This is a genomic window from Klebsiella sp. 2019SCSN059 (assembly GCF_021739525.1).
Taxonomy (GTDB): domain Bacteria; phylum Pseudomonadota; class Gammaproteobacteria; order Enterobacterales; family Enterobacteriaceae; genus Klebsiella; species Klebsiella quasipneumoniae.
Genome location: NZ_JAKKOM010000006.1, coordinates 15627 through 33257, shown reverse-complemented (window position 1 = coordinate 33257; position 17631 = coordinate 15627). Strand labels below are relative to the sequence as shown.

Genomic DNA, 17631 nt, shown 5'->3' with positions numbered 1-17631 from the left:
TTGTATGAAATTAACCGTATTAGGCGGGGGCGGCGTTCGCTCTGCATTTTTAGCGAAATCTCTGGCCTATAATGCTCACCGCATTGGTTTAACGGAGGTGGTTTTTCTCGATAACTCTGCGGATAATCTGGCGATATTCGGCGAAATTGCCCGCTATGTATTTACGACCATTCGCCCGGATATTCATTTCACGACCACCACCGACCCGGTCGCGGCGCTGCAAAACGCCAATTATATTATTACCACCCTGCGGGTCGGCGGCGATGAAAGCCGCATTCGCGACGAGCGCATTGCGCTGCAGCATAACACCCTCGGCCAGGAGACCACCGGCGCCGGCGGCTTCGCGATGGCCATGCGCTCGATCCCGGCGATCCTCGGCTATTGCCGGCTGATCGAAGCCCATGCCGCCGAAGACGCCATTCTGTTTAACTTTACCAACCCGTCAGGTCTGGTGACAGAAGCGATCGTCAAGTCCGGCTTTAAGCGTCGGGTCTATGGGATCTGCGATGCGCCTTCCGAGCTGATTCGTGAACTGCCGGCGATCCTCGGCTGTGAGGAGCGCGACCTGAGCGTGGAATGCTATGGGCTGAACCATTTCTCCTGGTTTACCCACTTCACCGTGCGCGGGGAAGCGGTGACCGAGCGGCTGATCGCCAGCCCGGCGCTGTACCAGAAGACCGCGATGCAGTACTTCTCACCCGAGCTGGTGCGGCTGTGCGATAACCAGTTACTCAACGAATATCTCTATTATTACTACTATCGCGACGAGGCGCTGAAGGCGATTCAGGGGGCAGGTGAAACGCGCGGGGAGCAGATCGCCCGTATCAATCAGGAGATGCGCCAGGCGCTGCGCACCGTGGATGCCAGAACGCAGCCGGAAGCCGCCTTCAATATCTGGATGCAGCACTACCTGCGCCGGGAAAACAGCTATATGCAGAACGAATCCCGGCAGGAGAAATTTCATACCCGCGAGCCGCTGACGCTGCGGCAGTTTATCGAAGAGCCGGACACCGGCGGCTATGCCGGGGTGGCGCTGGATATTCTGGAAGCGGTGAACAGCACCACCACCAAGCGGATCGTGGTGTCGATCCAGAATAATGGCACGCTCGACTTTTTGCGCCCTGACGACGTGATTGAGATCAGCTGCGACCTGAGCCGGGAGGGCCTCAAGCCGGTCACGCCGACGAAGGTGCCGACGGCGCAGAAGAATATGATTTCCTGCGTGAAAGAGTATGAGCGGCTGGCGGTAGCGGCGATCCTGCAGCAGGATAAGTCGCTGGCGGTGCGGGCGCTGATGGCGCACCCGCTGATCGGTTCCTGGTCGCTGGCGAAAACCCTGGTCGAAGCTTATCTCGACGATAAGCAGTTCGCCGCCTGGCGGTAAATCACTGACCGGACCTGGACGCGTAGGCCGGGTAAGGCGCAGCCGCCACCCGGCAACATGGCGGCGCGGCGCCTGATATATTGCCCGGCGGCACTGCGCTTAGCGGGGCTAGCTATTGCTACGTGCGCGGGTAAACCACATCTTCAGTAGCCGCTCAAAGCCTAGGATGCAGTAGCCGAAAAACGGGTTGCTCCAGTAAATATCATCGTCGAATTTCTGCGGATCGTGAATGATAAACGCCGTATCCGCAGCCTGCGCCAGCGGGCTCTGATAATCACCGGTAAAGCAGACCAGGTTGATCTCCTTCCCCTCCATGGCCTTCACCCAGTTGAGCGCCGAGCTGCTGCGCCCGGATTTAGAAATGATCCAGATGGAGTCGAAGCGAGCGGCGTTTTTCTGCTCAAGGATTTCGTAATCCGGCCACAGCGCCAGGCTGGCATTCACCCCAGTGACGAGAAACTTGTTATAAATATACTGGGCAATCAGCTGCGAAAAGCCGCTGCCGTGGATCAGGACGCGCTGCTGCGCGAGGCTTGCCAGCAGCGGCGTCAGCGCCTCCGCCGGCTGAATGCTCATATAGTCGATATCGTTGGTGACATCGAGCTTCGGCATGGTGATATTGAACTTGATGAAATAGACCAGCTCCAGCCAGCCGCTGAACTTAAGCTTTTTCGCCAACCGCACCAGCGAGGAGGGGTTACTGTAGCACTGCTCCGCCACGGCGCGGATCCCCTGGCGGATACACAGCTCCGGGTCGTTCTGGATAAAGCGCAGCACGGTCATTTCCGTTTTGCTTAGCTTCACGTCACGAAAGATATTTTCTAAGTCCATGGCGGGCTCCTCTCAGCGGCAGCATACGCTATCACCGTTCAGGAATAGCGTCTGCGGCCTGAGTCACCAGACTGAAATGAATGTTACTTTTTGTACAAAAATGGAATAAAAAAACCCTCTCCCCCGGAACGAGGGTGAACAAAGCGAGAATAATGGGGAGGGTGGCGCCGTCGCCCATGATGCCGTAGCACATTTTCTCTTTGACGGACAAAACAGGATCTTTCATATGGGCACAATTCCCTTGGCGGCACCACAGATGGGTACCGGTTACATTTTTTATCAGCCTTTGCCGCAGGAAGATGAATTAGGTCATTATCAGAATATGTTTCATGTATTTTGCGATCGCGTTAGCCTGAAAAGAGTATGAAAAAGTGTAACTCATGGATTTTGAACGGATTTGTCTCAGACTGTTCTGCAAAGTCCAGTTTTAACAGTAAAAAAGTGCGTTCAGGTATGTGGTAAACGGCTGAAAGTAGCTATAATGCGCCCCGCCTCCATGTAGCAATCGAGGCGCGGAAGATCGTCATCTCCGGTGAGGTGGCTGGACTTCAAATCCAGTTGGGGCCGCCAGCGGTCCCGGGCAGGTTCAACTCCTGTGATCTTCCGCCAGTTTGCCTCTGCTCGCCCACAGCCACGCCCAACCAAACTGAGTCGCAAAACCCATCATCTCAGCCAATCATTTTCATTCAAACCCTGCGTTATTTTGTCTCCTGCAAACCCGTTACACTGACGCAAAGGCCGCGTGTCGTTGCCAACCGAAACAGGAGAGCCATGATGACCCCCGAACTGAGACACTGTTTTTCCATTACCATCCAGGTTGATAAACCGGTGATAGTCTCCCGCAGTCCGCAGACCGGCAAGCGCCAGCTGATCCCGATTCTCGGCGGCAGCGTCTCGGGTCAACTGCGCGGCCACGTGCTGCCCGGCGGCGTCGATAGCCAGATTATCGGGCCCGACGGCACATGCAGGCTATCCGCCCGCTATGCCCTGCAGGTGGAGGAAGGGACGGTGTACGTGGAAAACAACGGTATCCGCCGGGTGCCGGCCCACTATCATGACCAACTGTTCGCCGACGATATGCGCTTTTTTAGCACTATTCCGCCGGAAGATATCTATTTTCGCACCGTCCCCACCTTCGAGGTGGATACCCCCGCGCTCAGCTGGCTAACCACCTCGCTGTTTATCTGTGCTGGCGGGCGTACTCAGGATGGGGTGATGCTCGATTTCTATCAGGTGGGCTGATTTTCACTTTCTGCATATAACTGTTATTGCCGTTAACCCGTTTTTCCCCTCCCGGCACCGGTCTACTATCGCGTCATCGCTTTATTCACCCGATTCACAGACCGGAGCAGTTATGAAAGCTATCGCCATTACTCAAGCCGCCGCTGACGGCGACAATATCCCTTTTTTAACCGAGATCGACCTGCCGGTCCCCTCCGCCCACGGGCGTGACCTGCTGGTTGCCGTGAAGGCGGTCTCGGTCAATCCGGTAGACACCAAAGTGCGCGCCGGCTTCCAGGGCGACACGCCGCGGGTGCTGGGCTGGGACGCCGTTGGCGTGGTGCAGTCCGTCGGCGAGGAAGTGACGCTGTTCGCGCCAGGCGATGAGGTCTGGTACGCCGGCGCCCTGGGCCGGGCCGGCAGCAACAGTGAATATCAGCTGGTGGATGAGCGCCTGGTGGCGCACAAACCGCGCACCCTCGATAACGCCTCCGCCGCCGCGCTGCCGCTGACGGCGATCACCGCCTGGGAGCTGCTGTTTCACCGTCTCGGCGTCACGGAAGGCGGTAACGCGGGCGACACGCTGCTGATCGTCGGCGCGGCGGGCGGCGTGGGCTCGATCCTGACCCAGCTGGCCAGCAAACTGACCGCCATGACGGTGATCGGCACCGCCTCGCGTCCGGAGAGTCAACGGTGGGTCCGCGAGGCGGGCGCGCACCATGTTATCGATCACAGCAAGCCGCTCGCCGACGAGCTGGCGCGTATCGGCATCAACGCGGTGACCCATGTCGCCAGCCTGACCAACACCGACCAGCACTTCAACGCGCTGATTGACGCCCTCGCCCCGCAGGGCAAGCTGGCGCTGATTGATGATCCGGAGACCCTGGACGTGGTGCCGCTGAAAGCCAAAAGCCTCTCCCTGCACTGGGAATTTATGTTCACCCGCTCAATGTTTGAGACGGATGACATGATCGCCCAGCATCAGCTGCTGACCCGCGTGGCGGCCCTGATTGACAACCACACGATCAAAACCACCCTCGGCGAACACTACGGCGCCATCACTGCCGACAATCTGCAGAAAGCGCATCGCCAGCTGGAAACCGGACGCGCGGTGGGCAAGATTGTGCTGGAGGGATTTTAAGATGATAACCCTGCTCGCCGTGCTCAAGGCGAAACCAGGCCAAACGGACGCGCTGCGCCAGGCCCTGCAGAAGCTGCTCCTGCCGACGAGACAGGAGCCGGGCAATCTCGACTACGCGCTGTTCCAGCTGCGCGACGCGCCGGACACTTTCTACATGCGCGAAGCGTGGCGTGGGCAGGACGCCCTTGATGCGCATGTAGAGATGCCCTATTTTCAGGCGTTTGTTATGCAGATGGAGCGTCTGCTGGCTGAGCCGCTGCGGCTGGACTACCTGACGGCGATTGAGCCCTAAGCGGACCAGCAGGTGGGGGGCGACAAATCACGCCCTTCGCCTGCCAGGCTCAAAAATTGGCGGGAAGCGGTTGGGCGATAGTCATCAACACCCCGCGGTGGATAATAATATAACCGCCTTTGCGCAGCTCCGACAGAATCGACATAATGCGGCTACGCGACAGGTTGGTACGCCGCTGGATAAACCTTAATACATTGATCTGTCTACGGTACGTCTCCGAATAGACCGCCAGTTCCATTAACAGGATGCGCACCATCTGGTAAGAGTCCACCCCCAGCAGCTCCCGCTCGCGCATGCTCAACACCATCAACCGCTGCGTCAGGATATGGGCCATCTCCTGCCACAGGTTTTTCTCATTCAGGATATTGACCGCGGCCTGATGCGCTATCCAGCGCCCGCTTAAATCCGTCTCAGCAAACAGAGAACAGTGGCGTTTATCCGGGAGCCCGTTAAACACGCCATAATTATCAATTAATCCCAATATTGCCGGGGCGAGGATCGTCGATATCACCAGTTGATTTTCCGCAAAGCAAACTGAAGCCACGCCTTCTTCGAGGAGAATGAAGCCGGATTCGCTTTGGGCCAAGGGAAAATGGTAATAGTTTGACTGCGCCAGTTCAAAAGGGGTGCTGACAGGCCGGAACGCGGATAATAAGGATTCCACCGCAGGTAACGGTTTTGTTCGTCGTCCATAAAAAAAAGAGGGTAATGACCGGGAATTCTGGCCGTTGGCGTCAGGTTTCGACATCGTGTTGTGTCATTAAGTCAGGTTGAAGGGCATGATTTTCAGCGGTAATAGTATCAACACGCGCAATCATGAATAAAAACCAAGTCGTTTCCATAATAAAAAGAGTGTAAGCATTATTATCGGCATAAGCGGTTTACCTCGATGTTACATCACTAAAAAACAATAATTTTCGTAAATATTTATACGGTTTAGCCGCTTAAATGATAAACCTGTCTTATAAATTGCGACTCCGGTGACTCGCTCGCTTACGCCGTGCCTGATGCCGCTTTCCCCCTCGCATCTCTCCCAGTCCAGGCTACCCTTATCGATGCCACTGACCACCCGCATCCATCTCCCGCTCTATTCGATCAAGAGGTTTCGCTATGCTGATCAACGCTATAGGTACCTACTCCGCCAGCCAGCCGCTGGAATCAATGGCCATCACCCGCCGCGAACCGGGGCCGCAGGATGTGCAGATCGCCATCGCCTACTGCGGCGTCTGCCACTCCGATCTCCACCAGGCGCGATCGGAATGGGCGGGAACGCTCTATCCCTGCGTGCCGGGGCATGAAATTGTGGGCCGGGTCACCGCGGTCGGCGACGCTGTCTCGCGCTACGCCGTCGGCGATCTGGTGGGCGTCGGCTGCATGGTCGATAGCTGTCAACAGTGCGAGGAGTGCGCTGAGGGGCAGGAGAACTACTGCGACCATATGGTGCTGACCTACAACGGACCGACCCAGGACGCGCCGGGCCACACCCTGGGCGGCTATTCACAGCAGATCGTGGTTAAAGAACACTACGTGCTGCGGATAACCCATCCCGAAGCGCAGCTGGCCGCCGTCGCGCCGCTGCTGTGCGCCGGGATCACGACGTACTCGCCGCTGCGCCACTGGCACGCCGGGCCGGGTAAAAAAGTCGGCGTGGTCGGCATCGGCGGCCTTGGGCATATGGGAATCAAGTTGGCCCACGCCATGGGGGCTCACGTGGTGGCCTTTACCACCTCCGAATCCAAGCGTAATGCGGCCAGAGCGCTGGGCGCCGATGAGGTGGTGGTGTCGCGTAACGAAGACGAAATGGCGGCCCACGTCAAAAGCTTCGATTTCATCCTCAACACCGTGGCGGCGCCGCATAATCTCGATGCCTTCACCACGCTGCTGAAGCGCGATGGCACCATGACGCTGGTGGGCGCTCCGGCCACGCCGCATCCGTCGCCGGAAGTGTTCAATCTGATCATCCGCCGCCGGTCGATTGCCGGGTCGATGATTGGCGGGATCGCGGAAACTCAGGAGATGCTCGACTTCTGCGCTGAACACGGCATCGTCGCCGATATCGAACTGATCCGCGGCGATGAGATCAATGAAGCCTGGGAAAGAATGGTCAAGGGTGACGTGAAATACCGCTTCGTGATCGACAGCGCGACCCTCGCCGGCTAAGCGCCGCGGCGAAAGGTGCGCCGCCATTCGGTCGGACTGACGCCAAAGCGCGCCTTAAACTGCTGACGCCAGGTGACGGCAGAGAGATAACCCACCGCCTCCGCCACCTGCTCAACCGGCAGATCGCCCGCCTCAAGCAGGCTCTGGCTGCGGCGCAGGCGTTCGGCGGTCAGCCAGTCGGTAATGCTCATCCCGGTCGCCCGGGCGAAGTGGCGGGTCAGGCTGCGGCGGCTCATCGCTACCACCCGGGCCAGCGAATCGAGATTATGCGGCTCGGCAATATGCTGCTGCAGATAATCCAGCAGGCAGTTGATTCGCGCATCGCGGGTGTTTTTCGGCACCGGCTGGGCGATGAACTGCGCCTGGCCGCCCTCACGGTGCGGCGAAACAATCAGCCGCCGGGCGATCTGGTTGGCCGCGAGGCTGCCGAAACGCTGGCGGATGATGTAGAGGCAACAGTCCAGCGCCGCCGCGGTGCCCGCCGAAGTAATGATCCGCTGGTCGTCGACGTACAGGGCGTTGATATCCAGCCGCACCTGCGGAAACCGGCGCTGAAAATCCTGCTCAAACTCCCAGTGGGTCGCCGCGCGTTTCCCGTCCAGCAGCCCGGCGTAGCCCAGGACGAACGCGCCGAGGCACAGACCGACGATTTCCGCGCCGTTATTCCGGGCCCGCACCAGGCTTTCAAGCAGCGCCTGCGGCGGGCGGCGGTCAACCTCGCCCCAGTAAGGCACCACCACGATATCCGCCTGTTCCAGCACGGCGTAATCGCCGCTGGCGTACAGCGCAAAGCCGTCGCGGGCGCGCAGTAGCCCCGGCCGCTCGGCGCAAATGTGCAGGTTAAAGCGTTTGCTTTCAGAGACCGAATCGCCAAACAGCATGCAGGGAACGGCGTAATGAAACGGGCTAAAGCCCTCTACGGCAACAATCGCCACGTCGGTGAGTTTCATCGTTCCTTCCCCTTGCGCACGTTAATAAACCACGGTTTCCCCATCCTGCGGGATACACACTACCTCGGCTATCTGATTATCCAGCGCATACTGGCGCATCTCTTCCCGGCTCACCAGGCAGTGGTTGACCGCTTCCATGTGAATCGCCATGATTTTCGCTTCCGGCAGGGTGAAGTGTACGTTCAGGAGATCCTCTTTGCCCATGATAATCGGGCCAAAGCCGATGACGTGGGCGTAGCCGGCGTTGAGGACCACCACGTCCGGGCGCAGCTTCAGCAGGTCGGCTGCAATTTCATCACGCCAGATGGTATCCCCCACCAGCCACAGCGTCTTCTCCTGCGGATGGCGAAACAGCACGCCGCAGGCCTCGCCCAGGCGTTCGGCCATCGCCGGCACCGCGTAGGTGCGATCGCTGCCGTGCTGGCCGGAGGTGGTTTTCAGCAGGCGCACGCCGGCAAATTCGCTGTCTGCCGTCAGCAGGCGGATATCCAGGAAACCCTGGCTGCGCAGCAACGCGCCGTCGGCTTCGTGCTGGACGAACACCGGCAGGGTTTTCGGGATCGCGGCGATCGCCGCCTCGTCCCAGTGATCGTCATGGGTATGGGTGACGATCACCGCGTCAACGTCGATGATTTTATCGCGGGAAAAAGGCAGCGCCACCAGCGGGTTGCGCAGCTCGCTGCGCGCGGTGCCAGGAAAACCCGGCCAGGCGCCCTTGTCCGCCAGCATCGGATCGATCAGAAACTTTTTCCCGGCGTATTCAATAATCTGGGTCGCGTTACGGATATGGGTGATGTTCATGTTGGCGTTCCTCAGGGGGGTGATTTGACGAACATCGTACTGAGTACCAGCCTGGCGCAATAGGGGCATTTGGGCAAGGATCGATGAAATCGGGCCAACCTGCGGCGATTGCTATCCGCCTCCGGCTATGTTGTTCTGAAGGCTCCATTTTTGACAGGAGTGGCAGGATGAAGAAAAAACTGACCGCCGCCGATATGCACGACCCGCAGGTCATCGCCGAGACGCCGTGGTTCAGCATGCGCAAGGTGGGTATTGATATCGCCCCCGGCGAGCGCCGCGACTTTTACGCCATTCACTATCCGCGCCCGGCGGTGGGGATTGTAGCTATCCAGGATGACAAAGTGCTGCTGATTCGCCACTACCGCTACCTGATCGACAAGGTGGTGTGGGCCATTCCGTCAGGCGGCGTTGACGAAGGGGAAGATCCGGCGGCGGCCGCGCTGCGCGAGCTGCGGGAAGAGACCGGCTGGCAGGCGCAACGCGTCGAGGAGATCATGCGCTTCAACCCCTCCTACGGCAGCAGCGACCAGCTGTTTATCACCTGGCTGGCCACCGGTTTACGCTGGGTGGGGATGGATGCGGATCAGGATGAAGTGATGGAAACCGGCTGGTTTACCTTTGAGGAGATAAACCAGCTGATCGCCCGCGGCGAAATGCCGGACGGGCTGTCGCTGGTGCCGCTGCTGCAATTGATGGCGCAACCGCGCACCGGGCAGGCTACGGCTTAAGCATCCGCCAGCGGAACCACAGCTGGGCAACCAGGATCAGCACGCCGCCGATAATCTTCTGCAGCGGCAGCTGTTCGCCATACCACAGCGCGGCGGCAATGACCGTCAGCAGCGGTTCGAGCACCATAATGATCGCCGCGCTGGCCACCGCCGCGTACTTCTGCCCCTTCATCTGCAGACCGAAGCGCAGGCTGGTGGCGATGACAATGCTGGCCACCAGCCAGCCGAAGGTCGGCAGGGTCATCGGCTGGTCCCAGCGTTCAACGGCAGCGGAGAGGGTCAACCCGACGATACCAGTGATCGCCAGCTGCACGGTGGTCAGGGGGATCAGCGGTACTTCGCGCGCGCAGCGGCTGGTGTAACAGAACCAGATGGACTGCACCAGCGCCGTCAGCAAAAACCAGCCCTGGCTGGGATGGAAGACTATCGGCATGTGCAGGCTGAGCAGGCCCAGGCCCACCACCGCGATCGGCAGGCACTCCCACCAGGCCCGCGGCGGACGCACCTTCATCATCACCCACGCGGTCAGCGGGACGAACATCATCGACAGGCTCATGATAAACGCCCCTTCGCCGAGCGACGCCGTCGTGGAGACCGAGTAGATCCACAGGCAGAGGTTGAGCGCAAACCATAGCCCGCTGATGATGAGCTTTGGCCAGTGCTGCTTTTGCGGGCGAAACCCGCGGCAAAACGGCAGCAGCAGCAGCGCGGCGAAGAAAAAGCGCAGCCCAAGGAACGCGAATACCGGCATGCCGGCGATCGCCTCGCGGGAAAAAATCCAGCCGCAGGCGGCAATCACCGTCGCGGCAATCAGCAGCAGATCGGCCTGCCGTTGGCGTACCATACGCGCCTCTCCCTGTAAGTTGGCTTACCAGCCCGGCACCGCGCCGCCGTTGAAAATAGTCTCTGCCGCCTTCGCCACCTCCGGCGTCTGGTACGACTGCATAAACTCTTTCACGTTTTCCGCGTCTTTATTGTCTTCACGGGTCACGATGATGTTCACGTAGGGCGAGTTTTTATCTTCGATAAAGATGCCATCGCGAACCGGCGACAGCCCGGTTTGCTGCAGGTAGGTGGTGCTGATGATGGCCACGTCGACTTTAGGATCGTCGAGTACGCGCGGCAGTTGCGCCCCTTCCAGCTCCATAATTTTCAGATGATGCGGGTTGTCGGTGATATCCACCGCCGTCGGCAGCAGGCCGGTACCGGCTTTGAGGGTTATCAGCTTCTCTTTTTGCAGCAGCAGCAGCGCCCGCCCGAGGTTGGTCGGATCGTTGGGGATAGCGATCGTCGCGCCGTCTTTCAGTTCGGCGACTGACTTTATCTTGCGCGAATAGCCGGCCATCGGGAAGACGAAGGTATTGCCTACCGCCACCAGATGGTAGTTATGCGCTTTGTTGTCCTGCTCAAGGAAAGGCCGATGCTGGAAGACGTTGGCGTCCAGATCCCCGGCGTTGGTCGATTCGTTAGGCAACAGCGAGCCGCTGAACCCCACCAGCTCAACCTCCAGACCATACTTCTCTTTGGCCACTTTCTTCGCCACTTCCGCCACATCCTGTTCAGCGCCGTTAATCACGCCGACCTTAATGTGCTTCGCTTCATTACCCTTTTGGTCGCAGCCGACCAGCGCCAGACCCGCCAGCATTACCGCGGCGGCGGCACGTAAACGTAATCTCATCCTCTTCACCCTGTCCGTCCTGACTGTCATTGTTTTTTTCGTGCAAAACTATAGCGACTTTCGGGTGGGGTAATAAACAGCAAACCACGCAACCGGAAATAAAATCATCTTCGCCAGGCGCGAAGCGCTAGCCCCGTCGCCACTCGCCCGGCGTCACGCCATAGCGCATTTTGAAGCGCTTCGAGAAGGACGCCAGCGATTGAAAGCCACAGCGTTCGGCAATGACCTCGAGGTTGGTCTGACGCTCCAGGCGCAGCAGCCGTGCGGCCAGCGCCATTCGCAGCTGCGACAGCCACGCCTGCGGCGTCAGGTGATAAACGCGGGCAAAATGGCGGGCAAAGGTGGCCCGCGACAGAAAGGCGCGGGCGGCCATGGTTTCCAGCGTCCACGGCTGCTCCGGGGTCGCCATCACCGCCAGCACCGCCGGCATCAGGCGCTCATCGCTCATCAGACGCAGCAGCCCGCCTGGCGGCTGCTGCTCGCCAAGCAGCATGCGCAGCAGCAGCACCAGCAGCGTATCGCCGAGGCTGCGCACGATAGCGCTGCCGCCGGGACGCTGCGCCAGACTTTCGCGGACCAGTATGTTAAGCAACGGCTGCAGCTCCGGGCAGTCTTCGCGCGCATCGGTATGGAGATGGATCAGCGTCGATGCCTCAGTGAACAGCCAGCTGACGTGCGGACCAAAATAGAATTCGCCGCACAGCATCTCCAGCGCCCCCTCCGCCGGGCCGGCGCGCATTTCCGTCACCGTGCCGTTAAAGCGATGCGCCACCGGCAGCACCTGGCCCCACTCCACCAGGCTCTCCATCAGGTGCGGCGAACCGTGCGGCAGGAGGACCACATCTCCCGCGCGCAGGTGATGGGTCTGGCCGCCGACGTTGAGCCGCCCCTCGCCGCGCAGCACCACGTGCCATGGCACCACGCCGCTGCGCATTTGCTGGTGCCCGGCCTGCCAGCGGCCGCCGAAGCGACAGTGCAGGTTCACTTCGCAGCGCGGCGCCAGCAGCGCCAGCAGATGACTGAGACTGTCCATGCTTCTCCTGAGACGATAAGACAAAAAGGTGAGACGAAGACCGCCAGTCTAGCATGCGGCAACCGCCTAAGATGACCCCAATGCCAACACACACCCTCGAAAACAACAGGAGTTAACCATGAGCCGTTTAGCTGATATCCGTGAACAAGACGCCACCGGCAAAGCCGCCGATATTTTCGCCGGGATCAAAAAAGCGATGGGCAAAGTTCCGAATGCCTACCTGACCATCGGCGGCCACTCGCCGGCCGCGCTGCAGCAGGCGCTGGCGCACAATGCGATGCTACATAAAGGCAGCCTCAGCGCCCAACAGCTGGAAGCCATTAACCTGTCGGTCAGCGAAGCCACCGGCTGTGACTACTGCCTGGCCGCACATACGCTGATGGCGAAAAAAGCCGGCTTCAGCAGCGAACAGATCCACGCCCTGCGCCGCGGGGAGTATGCGGAAGAGGCACAGCTTGATGCGCTGGTGAAATTTGCGCAGACGCTGGTGACCACCACCGGCACGCTGCCGGAAGCCGACGTCGCCGCGCTGCGCAACGCCGGTTTTAGCGACCAGCAGGTGATTGAGATTATCAGCGCCATCAGCGCAATCTTGTTCACCAATATGGTGAACCGGGTTAACGACACGGTGGTCGACTTCCCGAAAGCCGAATAATCCGTCGCGCAGCGCCGGTTTTACAGCCCCAGGTCGCTGAGCCCCGGATGATCGTCCGGGCGACGCCCCTGGGGCCAGTGGAACAGGCGCTCGCTTTCGGCGATCGGCAGATCGTTGATGCAGGCGTAGCGCGTCTGCATCAGCCCGTGCTGATCAAACTCCCAGTTTTCATTGCCGTACGAGCGAAACCAGTTGCCGCTGTCGTCGCACCACTCATAGGCGAAGCGCACGGCGATGCGATTTTCCTGCCATGCCCACAGCTCCTTAATCAGCCGATATTGCTGCTCCTTACGCCATTTTCGCTGCAGGAATTCGACAATTTGCCCCCTGCCATGGACAAACTCGCTGCGGTTGCGCCATTCGCTGTCCATGGTGTAGGCCAGAGCGACCTTTTCGGCATCGCGGCTGTTCCAGCCATCTTCCGCGGCGCGGACCTTCTGAATAGCGCTGTCGCGGGTAAACGGCGGTAACGGGGGACGTTGTTCGGTCATGCTGACTCTCCTCTGCGGGCTAATTGCTGCTGCAGGCGCTGATTCTCCTGCTCCAGGTCATGAATACGTTGCTGCAGGTTCTGGCTGTACTCCGCCACCTGCTGCGCGCTGTAGCGCGGCGTAATGTGCTGCGGGCAGTTCCAGTCAAACGCCTGCAGATGAAAAAGAAACAGGCGCTCGATGCGGGCGCGATAGTTGGCCGGCGCCACTTGCGCCAGCAGCGGCGGGTGGTTCTCTGCCGCCACGACCTCGACGGTGGCGTAGATTTTCAGCCTGGCACGGCGCGGATAATCCATCAAAAACAGGCAGGCCCGGTCGCTGCCGCGCAGGTTGCCGGTGGTGATGTACTGACGGTTGCCGCCGAAATCCGCCATCGCCAGGGTGGTATCGTCCAGCAGATGCAGAAACCCCGGCGGGCCGCCGCGATGCTGAATGTAGGGCCAGCCGCTCTGCGACACCGTCGCCAGATAAAAGCTGTCGCGGGTGGCGATCATCCCCGCTTCGCTGTCGCCGAAGCGGTCGGCCTGGCGTCGGCTGTGCGGCGTTTGCCACAGCTGGTCGCTGCCCATTTCATGCTGCACATCCATCACGTCCGGGGTGATGGCGATATCGAGAAAGGTTGCTGCCATAGCGCCTCCTGTTGTCTGGCGCCATCATGGACTGTACTGCGAAAAATGATAATACTGGTTTCGTGGCAATCATCTTTCCAAAAATCGGGAGAATAATGGATCGATTAAGCACGATGGCGCTGCTGGTGAAAGTGACCGAGCTGGGGAGTATGTCGGCGGCGGCGCGGGCGCTGAATATGCCGCTGACCACCGTCAGCCGCCATATCGGCGAGCTGGAGAACGCGCTGGGGGTGCGCCTGCTGGCGCGGACCACCCGCAAACTGACGCTCACCGACGCCGGGGTCGATTATGTCGCTGCCGCGCGGCGGATCCTTGAGGAGGTGGAAAACGCCGAACGCCAGGCGACGGGCGAGTATCAGGAACCGAAAGGCGAGCTGGTGATCTCTGCGCCGACAATGTTTGGGCGCCAGCACGTTCTCCCGGTGATCGCTGAATTTATCGCCCGTTACCCGCAGATTCACGTCCGTTTGCTGCTCAGCGATCGTAACGCCGACCTGGTGGGCGACCATATCGATCTGGCGGTGCGGATAGGCGACCTGGCGGACAGCAGCATGGTGGCCACCCGCCTCGGCAGGATGCGCATCGTGGCCTGCGCCCATCCGGCGCTGCTGGCGAAATACGGCGAGCCGCAGCGGCCGCGCGATCTGGCGGCGCTGCCGATCATCCGCATTGAATCGCCGATGCCCTATCGCGGCTGGCGCTTTCGCGCCGCTGAGCGCGAGGACCAGTTGATTAACCTGCCGCCGGCGTTATCGGTCACCACGCCGGAGAGCGCTGCCGATGCCGCGCGGCTGGGGGTGGGCGTAGCTCGCTTACTGCACTATCAGGCACTGGACGGCCTGCGACAGGGTGAGCTCCGTCTGCTGCTGGAGCGCGTCGAGCCGGAGCCGGCGCCGGTCCATTTGCTGTATACCGCCCGGGACCTGGCGCCGCTTAAGCTGCGAAAATTTATCGATTTTGCCGCGCCGGCGCTGCGTCAGGCGCTGCTGCGCATCGCCGGGGCCGCTTAGTGCGTCGCAGTCTTCAGCGGCGCCTCCTTTAACAGCCAGGAGAGGACAAACGCCACCGCCATAATGCAGGCCGCCATGAGGAACGCCGCGTGGATCGCCGCGCCGAAGGCGTCGAGATAGTCAAGGCGGATATCCGCGGGCAGGTGCTGCACCGCCACCGGATTCATTCCCGGCGGCAGTACCGCGCCTTCCGGCAACAGCTTTTGCAGGTTGCTCTGCAGCACGTGCGTGAACACCGCGCCAAACAGCGCCACGCCGATGGAGCCGCCGATCGAGCGGAACAGGGTCACGCCGGAGGTGGCGACGCCGTAAAGCTTCGCCGGCATCGCGTTCTGTACCGCCAGGACCAGCACCTGCATCACCAGCCCCAGACCGGCCCCCAGCACGCCGGTAAACAGGTACAGCTGCCACAGCGGTGAGTGAATGGTGATCCGGGTCAGCAGCACCATGCCGGCCACGCCAAGCAGGGTACCGAGGATCGGAAACAGGCGATATTTACCGGTACGGCTGATAATCCGCCCGCTGATAATCGAGGTCAGCAGCAGGCCGCCCATCAGGGGGATCAGCTGCAGCCCGGCCTCGGTGGGGGTCGCCTCCTTCACCACCTGCAGATAGAGCGGCAGGAAGGTGACTGATCCAAACAGCGACATGCCGATAACGAAGCCGATCAGACTGCACAGCAGGAAGCTGCGGTTGCGGAACAGCGACAGCGGAATAATCGGCTCGGCGGCCATTCGCTCTTCGTAGATAAAACCGATGACCCCCACGATGCCGAAGGCCAGAATGCACCACAGCTGCGGGTCATTCCACGCATGAACGCTGCCCCCTTCCGAGGTAAACAGGATGATGCACAGCAGCGCCATGCTGAGGTAAATCGCCCCCAGCCAGTCAATCTCATGCTGGCTGCGTTTATTGCTGCTGTGGAATACCGCGCCGATCACCAGCAGCGCGAAGAGGCCCAGCGGCAGGTTGATGTAGAAGATCCAGCGCCAGGAGGCGTGCTGCACCAAAAAGCCGCCGATCAGCGGGCCGATCACCGTCGCCAGGCCAAAAACGCCGCCGAACAGCCCCTGATAGCGGCCACGGCTGGCGGGCGGGATGACGTCGGCCACCGCCGCCATGCTGATGACCATCAGGCCGCCGCCGCCGAGCCCCTGCAGGCCGCGCATCAGCACCAGCTGGGTCATGTTCTGCGCCAGCCCGCAGAGGGCGGAGCCGACAAGAAACAGCCCAATCGCCACCTGCAGCACGATTTTGCGGCCGAACAGATCGCCGAATTTACCGTACAGCGGCACCGCGATGGTGGAGCTGAGGATATAGGCGGTAACCACCCAGGAAAGCTTGTCCAGCCCGCCCAGTTCGCCGACAATCGTCGGCAGCGCGGTGGAGACAATGGTCTGATCCAGCGCGGAGAGGAGCATCACCAGCAGCAAGGCGCTAAACAGCAGGCGTATCGACTGCACCGGTGGGTTCGCGACTTGAGAAGTCATCACAACACTCGCTTGAAATTAATTAAATGCATAATTAATATTTAGTGAAAGAATGAGTCGGGTCAAGAGATCGCCATATCATGACAGCACAAAAGGATCAGGATACCCCCCGCCGCCCGGGGCGGCCGCGCGGTAAAAAACCGGGTACCGCCAACCGCGAACAGCTGATGGACATCGCCCTGACGCTGTTTGCCCGCGACGGCGCGGCCCGCGTGTCGTTGAACGCCATCGCCAAAGAGGCCGGGGTGACGCCGGCGATGCTGCATTACTATTTCAGTTCGCGGGATGCGCTGGTGACGCAGCTGATAGAAGAGCGCTTTATGCCGCTGCGCAACCACATCAGCCGCATCTTTGTCGACCATCCGCAGGACCCGGTGCTGGCGCTGACGATGATGGTCGAGACGCTGGCGCACATGGCGGAGAAAAACGCCTGGTTCGCGCCGCTGTGGATGCAGGAGATCATCGGCGAGATGCCGATCCTGCGTCAGCATATGGACGCCCGCTTCGGCGAGGAGCGTTTTCAGGTGATGCTGGAGGCGGTGCGCCGCTGGCAGCGGGAGGGCAAGATTAACCCGGCGCTGTCGCCGGAGCTGCTGTTTACCACGGTGATTAGCCTGGTGCTGGTGCCGTTTTCGCGCATCCACAGCGATCCGCGTTTACAGGCGGTCGACCGCCAGACCATCGTCAGCCACGCGCTGGCGTTAATGGGCCATGGCGTCGGGGGTTAAGGCGTGGTTTTGACGCTTTTGTAGCCCGGATAAGGCGCCACGCGCCGCCATCCGGGATTTTCCCTGCTCGCGCTACGCTTAGCAGGGCTACAAAAATAACGGCACAACCGTAAATTTCCCTGCTCGCGCTACGCTTAGCAGGGCTACAGAAATAACGGCACAACCGTGAATTTCCCTGCTCGCACTGCGCTTAGCAGGGCCAGCACTCCCGTGTTATGTCCGGGCAGATTGCGCTCCCGATATTTCTTCTGCGTTATGCCTGGCATGGCGCAGGGAGCGCACAGGGGGCGGCCAGTCGCCGCCGCCCCCTGTACCCCCGGGCTCCGGCCAGCAAAATCGCCGCTACGCGGTACCTTCGACTTATCCCTGCAGGCTTCGGGTCGGGCCGAGGCAGCGTCCATGCAAAACA

At 60.4% G+C, this 17631-nt stretch carries 20 protein-coding genes and 1 tRNA gene; 10 read left to right on the top strand and 11 right to left on the bottom strand.

Annotation, left to right across the window (positions count from 1 at the left end; all coding sequences use genetic code 11):
* Window positions 1–4 precede the first annotated feature (4 nt).
* A complete protein-coding gene (locus L2I46_RS09275; RefSeq protein WP_236947793.1) occupies window positions 5–1384 on the top strand; it encodes a family 4 glycosyl hydrolase in 1380 nt (459 codons plus the stop codon).
* A 108-nt stretch (window positions 1385–1492) separates the two neighbouring features.
* Here L2I46_RS09275 and L2I46_RS09270 read toward each other — a convergent pair whose 3' ends face one another.
* Window positions 1493–2215 (bottom strand): MurR/RpiR family transcriptional regulator, encoded by a 723-nt coding sequence (locus L2I46_RS09270; protein WP_064158087.1) that lies wholly within the window; start codon window positions 2213–2215, stop codon window positions 1493–1495.
* A gap of 31 nt (window positions 2216–2246) precedes the next feature.
* Window positions 2247–2441 (bottom strand): hypothetical protein, encoded by a 195-nt coding sequence (locus L2I46_RS09265; RefSeq protein ID WP_236947791.1) that lies wholly within the window; start codon window positions 2439–2441, stop codon window positions 2247–2249.
* Between the two features lie 288 nt (window positions 2442–2729).
* Between L2I46_RS09265 and L2I46_RS09260 the strand changes: the two genes are divergently transcribed.
* The 4 genes from L2I46_RS09260 to L2I46_RS09245 all read left to right on the top strand — a co-directional run bounded on the left by L2I46_RS09260 (window position 2730) and on the right by L2I46_RS09245 (window position 4869).
* Window positions 2730–2824 (top strand) — tRNA-Sec (locus tag L2I46_RS09260).
* Window positions 2825–2989: 165 nt separating this feature from the next.
* Window positions 2990–3457, top strand: coding sequence for a DUF3237 domain-containing protein (locus L2I46_RS09255; RefSeq protein WP_032454383.1), 468 nt, complete (start codon window positions 2990–2992; stop codon window positions 3455–3457).
* Window positions 3458–3569: 112 nt separating this feature from the next.
* Entirely contained in the window at window positions 3570–4577 is a 1008-nt protein-coding gene (locus L2I46_RS09250) for a zinc-binding alcohol dehydrogenase family protein (RefSeq protein WP_044525062.1), read from the top strand.
* Between the two features lies 1 nt (window position 4578).
* Window positions 4579–4869, top strand: a complete 291-nt coding sequence (locus L2I46_RS09245) for a putative quinol monooxygenase (protein ID WP_032454386.1) — start codon at window positions 4579–4581, stop codon at window positions 4867–4869.
* Window positions 4870–4918: 49 nt separating this feature from the next.
* Here L2I46_RS09245 and L2I46_RS09240 read toward each other — a convergent pair whose 3' ends face one another.
* A complete protein-coding gene (locus L2I46_RS09240; RefSeq protein WP_032454387.1) occupies window positions 4919–5617 on the bottom strand; it encodes a winged helix-turn-helix transcriptional regulator in 699 nt (232 codons plus the stop codon).
* Between the two features lie 362 nt (window positions 5618–5979).
* Between L2I46_RS09240 and L2I46_RS09235 the strand changes: the two genes are divergently transcribed.
* On the top strand, window positions 5980–7029 hold the full coding sequence (locus L2I46_RS09235; RefSeq protein ID WP_032454388.1) for an NAD(P)-dependent alcohol dehydrogenase: 1050 nt from the start codon (window positions 5980–5982) through the stop codon (window positions 7027–7029).
* Here L2I46_RS09235 and L2I46_RS09230 read toward each other — a convergent pair.
* Entirely contained in the window at window positions 7026–7979 is a 954-nt protein-coding gene (locus L2I46_RS09230; RefSeq protein ID WP_236947789.1) for a GlxA family transcriptional regulator, read from the bottom strand. The two genes, L2I46_RS09235 and L2I46_RS09230, sit on opposite strands and share 4 nt — an antisense overlap.
* A gap of 21 nt (window positions 7980–8000) precedes the next feature.
* Complete coding sequence (locus L2I46_RS09225; RefSeq protein ID WP_072421075.1) at window positions 8001–8780, bottom strand: MBL fold metallo-hydrolase; 780 nt, start codon at window positions 8778–8780, stop codon at window positions 8001–8003.
* 167 nt (window positions 8781–8947) lie between these two features.
* On the opposite strand from L2I46_RS09225, the gene L2I46_RS09220 reads away from it, so the two are divergent.
* The gene (locus tag L2I46_RS09220; protein WP_023291398.1) at window positions 8948–9508 is read left to right on the top strand and encodes an NUDIX hydrolase; all 561 of its coding nucleotides are present in this window, start codon (window positions 8948–8950) and stop codon (window positions 9506–9508) included.
* Here the strand turns inward: L2I46_RS09220 and L2I46_RS09215 are convergent.
* The 3 genes from L2I46_RS09215 to L2I46_RS09205 all read right to left on the bottom strand — a co-directional run bounded on the left by L2I46_RS09215 (window position 9498) and on the right by L2I46_RS09205 (window position 12219).
* On the bottom strand, window positions 9498–10352 hold the full coding sequence (locus L2I46_RS09215; RefSeq protein ID WP_023291399.1) for a DMT family transporter: 855 nt from the start codon (window positions 10350–10352) through the stop codon (window positions 9498–9500). The genes L2I46_RS09220 and L2I46_RS09215 overlap by 11 nt on opposite strands.
* Before the next feature lie 24 nt (window positions 10353–10376).
* Window positions 10377–11186 (bottom strand): lipoprotein NlpA, encoded by an 810-nt coding sequence (nlpA, locus tag L2I46_RS09210; protein ID WP_032454390.1) that lies wholly within the window; start codon window positions 11184–11186, stop codon window positions 10377–10379.
* 127 nt (window positions 11187–11313) lie between these two features.
* Entirely contained in the window at window positions 11314–12219 is a 906-nt protein-coding gene (locus L2I46_RS09205; RefSeq protein ID WP_023291401.1) for an AraC family transcriptional regulator, read from the bottom strand.
* 118 nt (window positions 12220–12337) lie between these two features.
* On the opposite strand from L2I46_RS09205, the gene L2I46_RS09200 reads away from it, so the two are divergent.
* Entirely contained in the window at window positions 12338–12874 is a 537-nt protein-coding gene (locus tag L2I46_RS09200; RefSeq protein ID WP_236947787.1) for a carboxymuconolactone decarboxylase family protein, read from the top strand.
* Window positions 12875–12894: 20 nt separating this feature from the next.
* On the opposite strand, the gene L2I46_RS09195 is transcribed toward L2I46_RS09200, so the two are convergent.
* Both L2I46_RS09195 and L2I46_RS09190 read right to left on the bottom strand, forming a co-directional pair.
* Entirely contained in the window at window positions 12895–13365 is a 471-nt protein-coding gene (locus L2I46_RS09195) for a nuclear transport factor 2 family protein (protein WP_023291403.1), read from the bottom strand.
* On the bottom strand, window positions 13362–13994 hold the full coding sequence (locus L2I46_RS09190) for a pyridoxamine 5'-phosphate oxidase family protein (RefSeq protein WP_048298581.1): 633 nt from the start codon (window positions 13992–13994) through the stop codon (window positions 13362–13364). Before L2I46_RS09190 ends, L2I46_RS09195 begins: the two co-directional genes overlap by 4 nt.
* Window positions 13995–14089: 95 nt before the next feature.
* Between L2I46_RS09190 and L2I46_RS09185 the strand changes: the two genes are divergently transcribed.
* Window positions 14090–15004, top strand: a complete 915-nt coding sequence (locus tag L2I46_RS09185) for a LysR substrate-binding domain-containing protein (protein WP_236947785.1) — start codon at window positions 14090–14092, stop codon at window positions 15002–15004.
* Here L2I46_RS09185 and L2I46_RS09180 read toward each other — a convergent pair.
* Window positions 15001–16494 (bottom strand): MDR family MFS transporter, encoded by a 1494-nt coding sequence (locus L2I46_RS09180; RefSeq protein ID WP_236947783.1) that lies wholly within the window; start codon window positions 16492–16494, stop codon window positions 15001–15003. The two genes, L2I46_RS09185 and L2I46_RS09180, sit on opposite strands and share 4 nt — an antisense overlap.
* Window positions 16495–16574: 80 nt before the next feature.
* On the opposite strand from L2I46_RS09180, the gene L2I46_RS09175 reads away from it, so the two are divergent.
* The gene (locus L2I46_RS09175; RefSeq protein WP_023291407.1) at window positions 16575–17222 is read left to right on the top strand and encodes a TetR/AcrR family transcriptional regulator; all 648 of its coding nucleotides are present in this window, start codon (window positions 16575–16577) and stop codon (window positions 17220–17222) included.
* Window positions 17223–17631: the final 409 nt, after the last annotated feature.

Bases quoted from the DNA above. Each gene is read 5' to 3' on its own strand.
- L2I46_RS09180 (WP_236947783.1), bottom strand. From the start codon at position 16,494: ATGACTTCTCAAGTCGCGAACCCACCGGTGCAGTCGATACGCCTGCTG.
- L2I46_RS09195 (WP_023291403.1), bottom strand. From the start codon at position 13,365: ATGACCGAACAACGTCCCCCGTTACCGCCGTTTACCCGCGACAGCGCT.
- L2I46_RS09200 (WP_236947787.1), top strand. From the start codon at position 12,338: ATGAGCCGTTTAGCTGATATCCGTGAACAAGACGCCACCGGCAAAGCC.
- L2I46_RS09240 (WP_032454387.1), bottom strand. From the start codon at position 5,617: ATGTCGAAACCTGACGCCAACGGCCAGAATTCCCGGTCATTACCCTCT.
- L2I46_RS09250 (WP_044525062.1), top strand. From the start codon at position 3,570: ATGAAAGCTATCGCCATTACTCAAGCCGCCGCTGACGGCGACAATATC.
- L2I46_RS09220 (WP_023291398.1), top strand. From the start codon at position 8,948: ATGAAGAAAAAACTGACCGCCGCCGATATGCACGACCCGCAGGTCATC.
- L2I46_RS09225 (WP_072421075.1), bottom strand. From the start codon at position 8,780: ATGAACATCACCCATATCCGTAACGCGACCCAGATTATTGAATACGCC.
- L2I46_RS09235 (WP_032454388.1), top strand. From the start codon at position 5,980: ATGCTGATCAACGCTATAGGTACCTACTCCGCCAGCCAGCCGCTGGAA.
- L2I46_RS09265 (WP_236947791.1), bottom strand. From the start codon at position 2,441: ATGAAAGATCCTGTTTTGTCCGTCAAAGAGAAAATGTGCTACGGCATC.
- L2I46_RS09190 (WP_048298581.1), bottom strand. From the start codon at position 13,994: ATGGCAGCAACCTTTCTCGATATCGCCATCACCCCGGACGTGATGGAT.
- L2I46_RS09175 (WP_023291407.1), top strand. From the start codon at position 16,575: ATGACAGCACAAAAGGATCAGGATACCCCCCGCCGCCCGGGGCGGCCG.
- L2I46_RS09270 (WP_064158087.1), bottom strand. From the start codon at position 2,215: ATGGACTTAGAAAATATCTTTCGTGACGTGAAGCTAAGCAAAACGGAA.
- L2I46_RS09255 (WP_032454383.1), top strand. From the start codon at position 2,990: ATGACCCCCGAACTGAGACACTGTTTTTCCATTACCATCCAGGTTGAT.
- L2I46_RS09245 (WP_032454386.1), top strand. From the start codon at position 4,579: ATGATAACCCTGCTCGCCGTGCTCAAGGCGAAACCAGGCCAAACGGAC.
- L2I46_RS09185 (WP_236947785.1), top strand. From the start codon at position 14,090: ATGGATCGATTAAGCACGATGGCGCTGCTGGTGAAAGTGACCGAGCTG.
- L2I46_RS09205 (WP_023291401.1), bottom strand. From the start codon at position 12,219: ATGGACAGTCTCAGTCATCTGCTGGCGCTGCTGGCGCCGCGCTGCGAA.
- L2I46_RS09215 (WP_023291399.1), bottom strand. From the start codon at position 10,352: ATGGTACGCCAACGGCAGGCCGATCTGCTGCTGATTGCCGCGACGGTG.
- L2I46_RS09230 (WP_236947789.1), bottom strand. From the start codon at position 7,979: ATGAAACTCACCGACGTGGCGATTGTTGCCGTAGAGGGCTTTAGCCCG.
- nlpA (WP_032454390.1), bottom strand. From the start codon at position 11,186: ATGAGATTACGTTTACGTGCCGCCGCCGCGGTAATGCTGGCGGGTCTG.
- L2I46_RS09275 (WP_236947793.1), top strand. From the start codon at position 5: ATGAAATTAACCGTATTAGGCGGGGGCGGCGTTCGCTCTGCATTTTTA.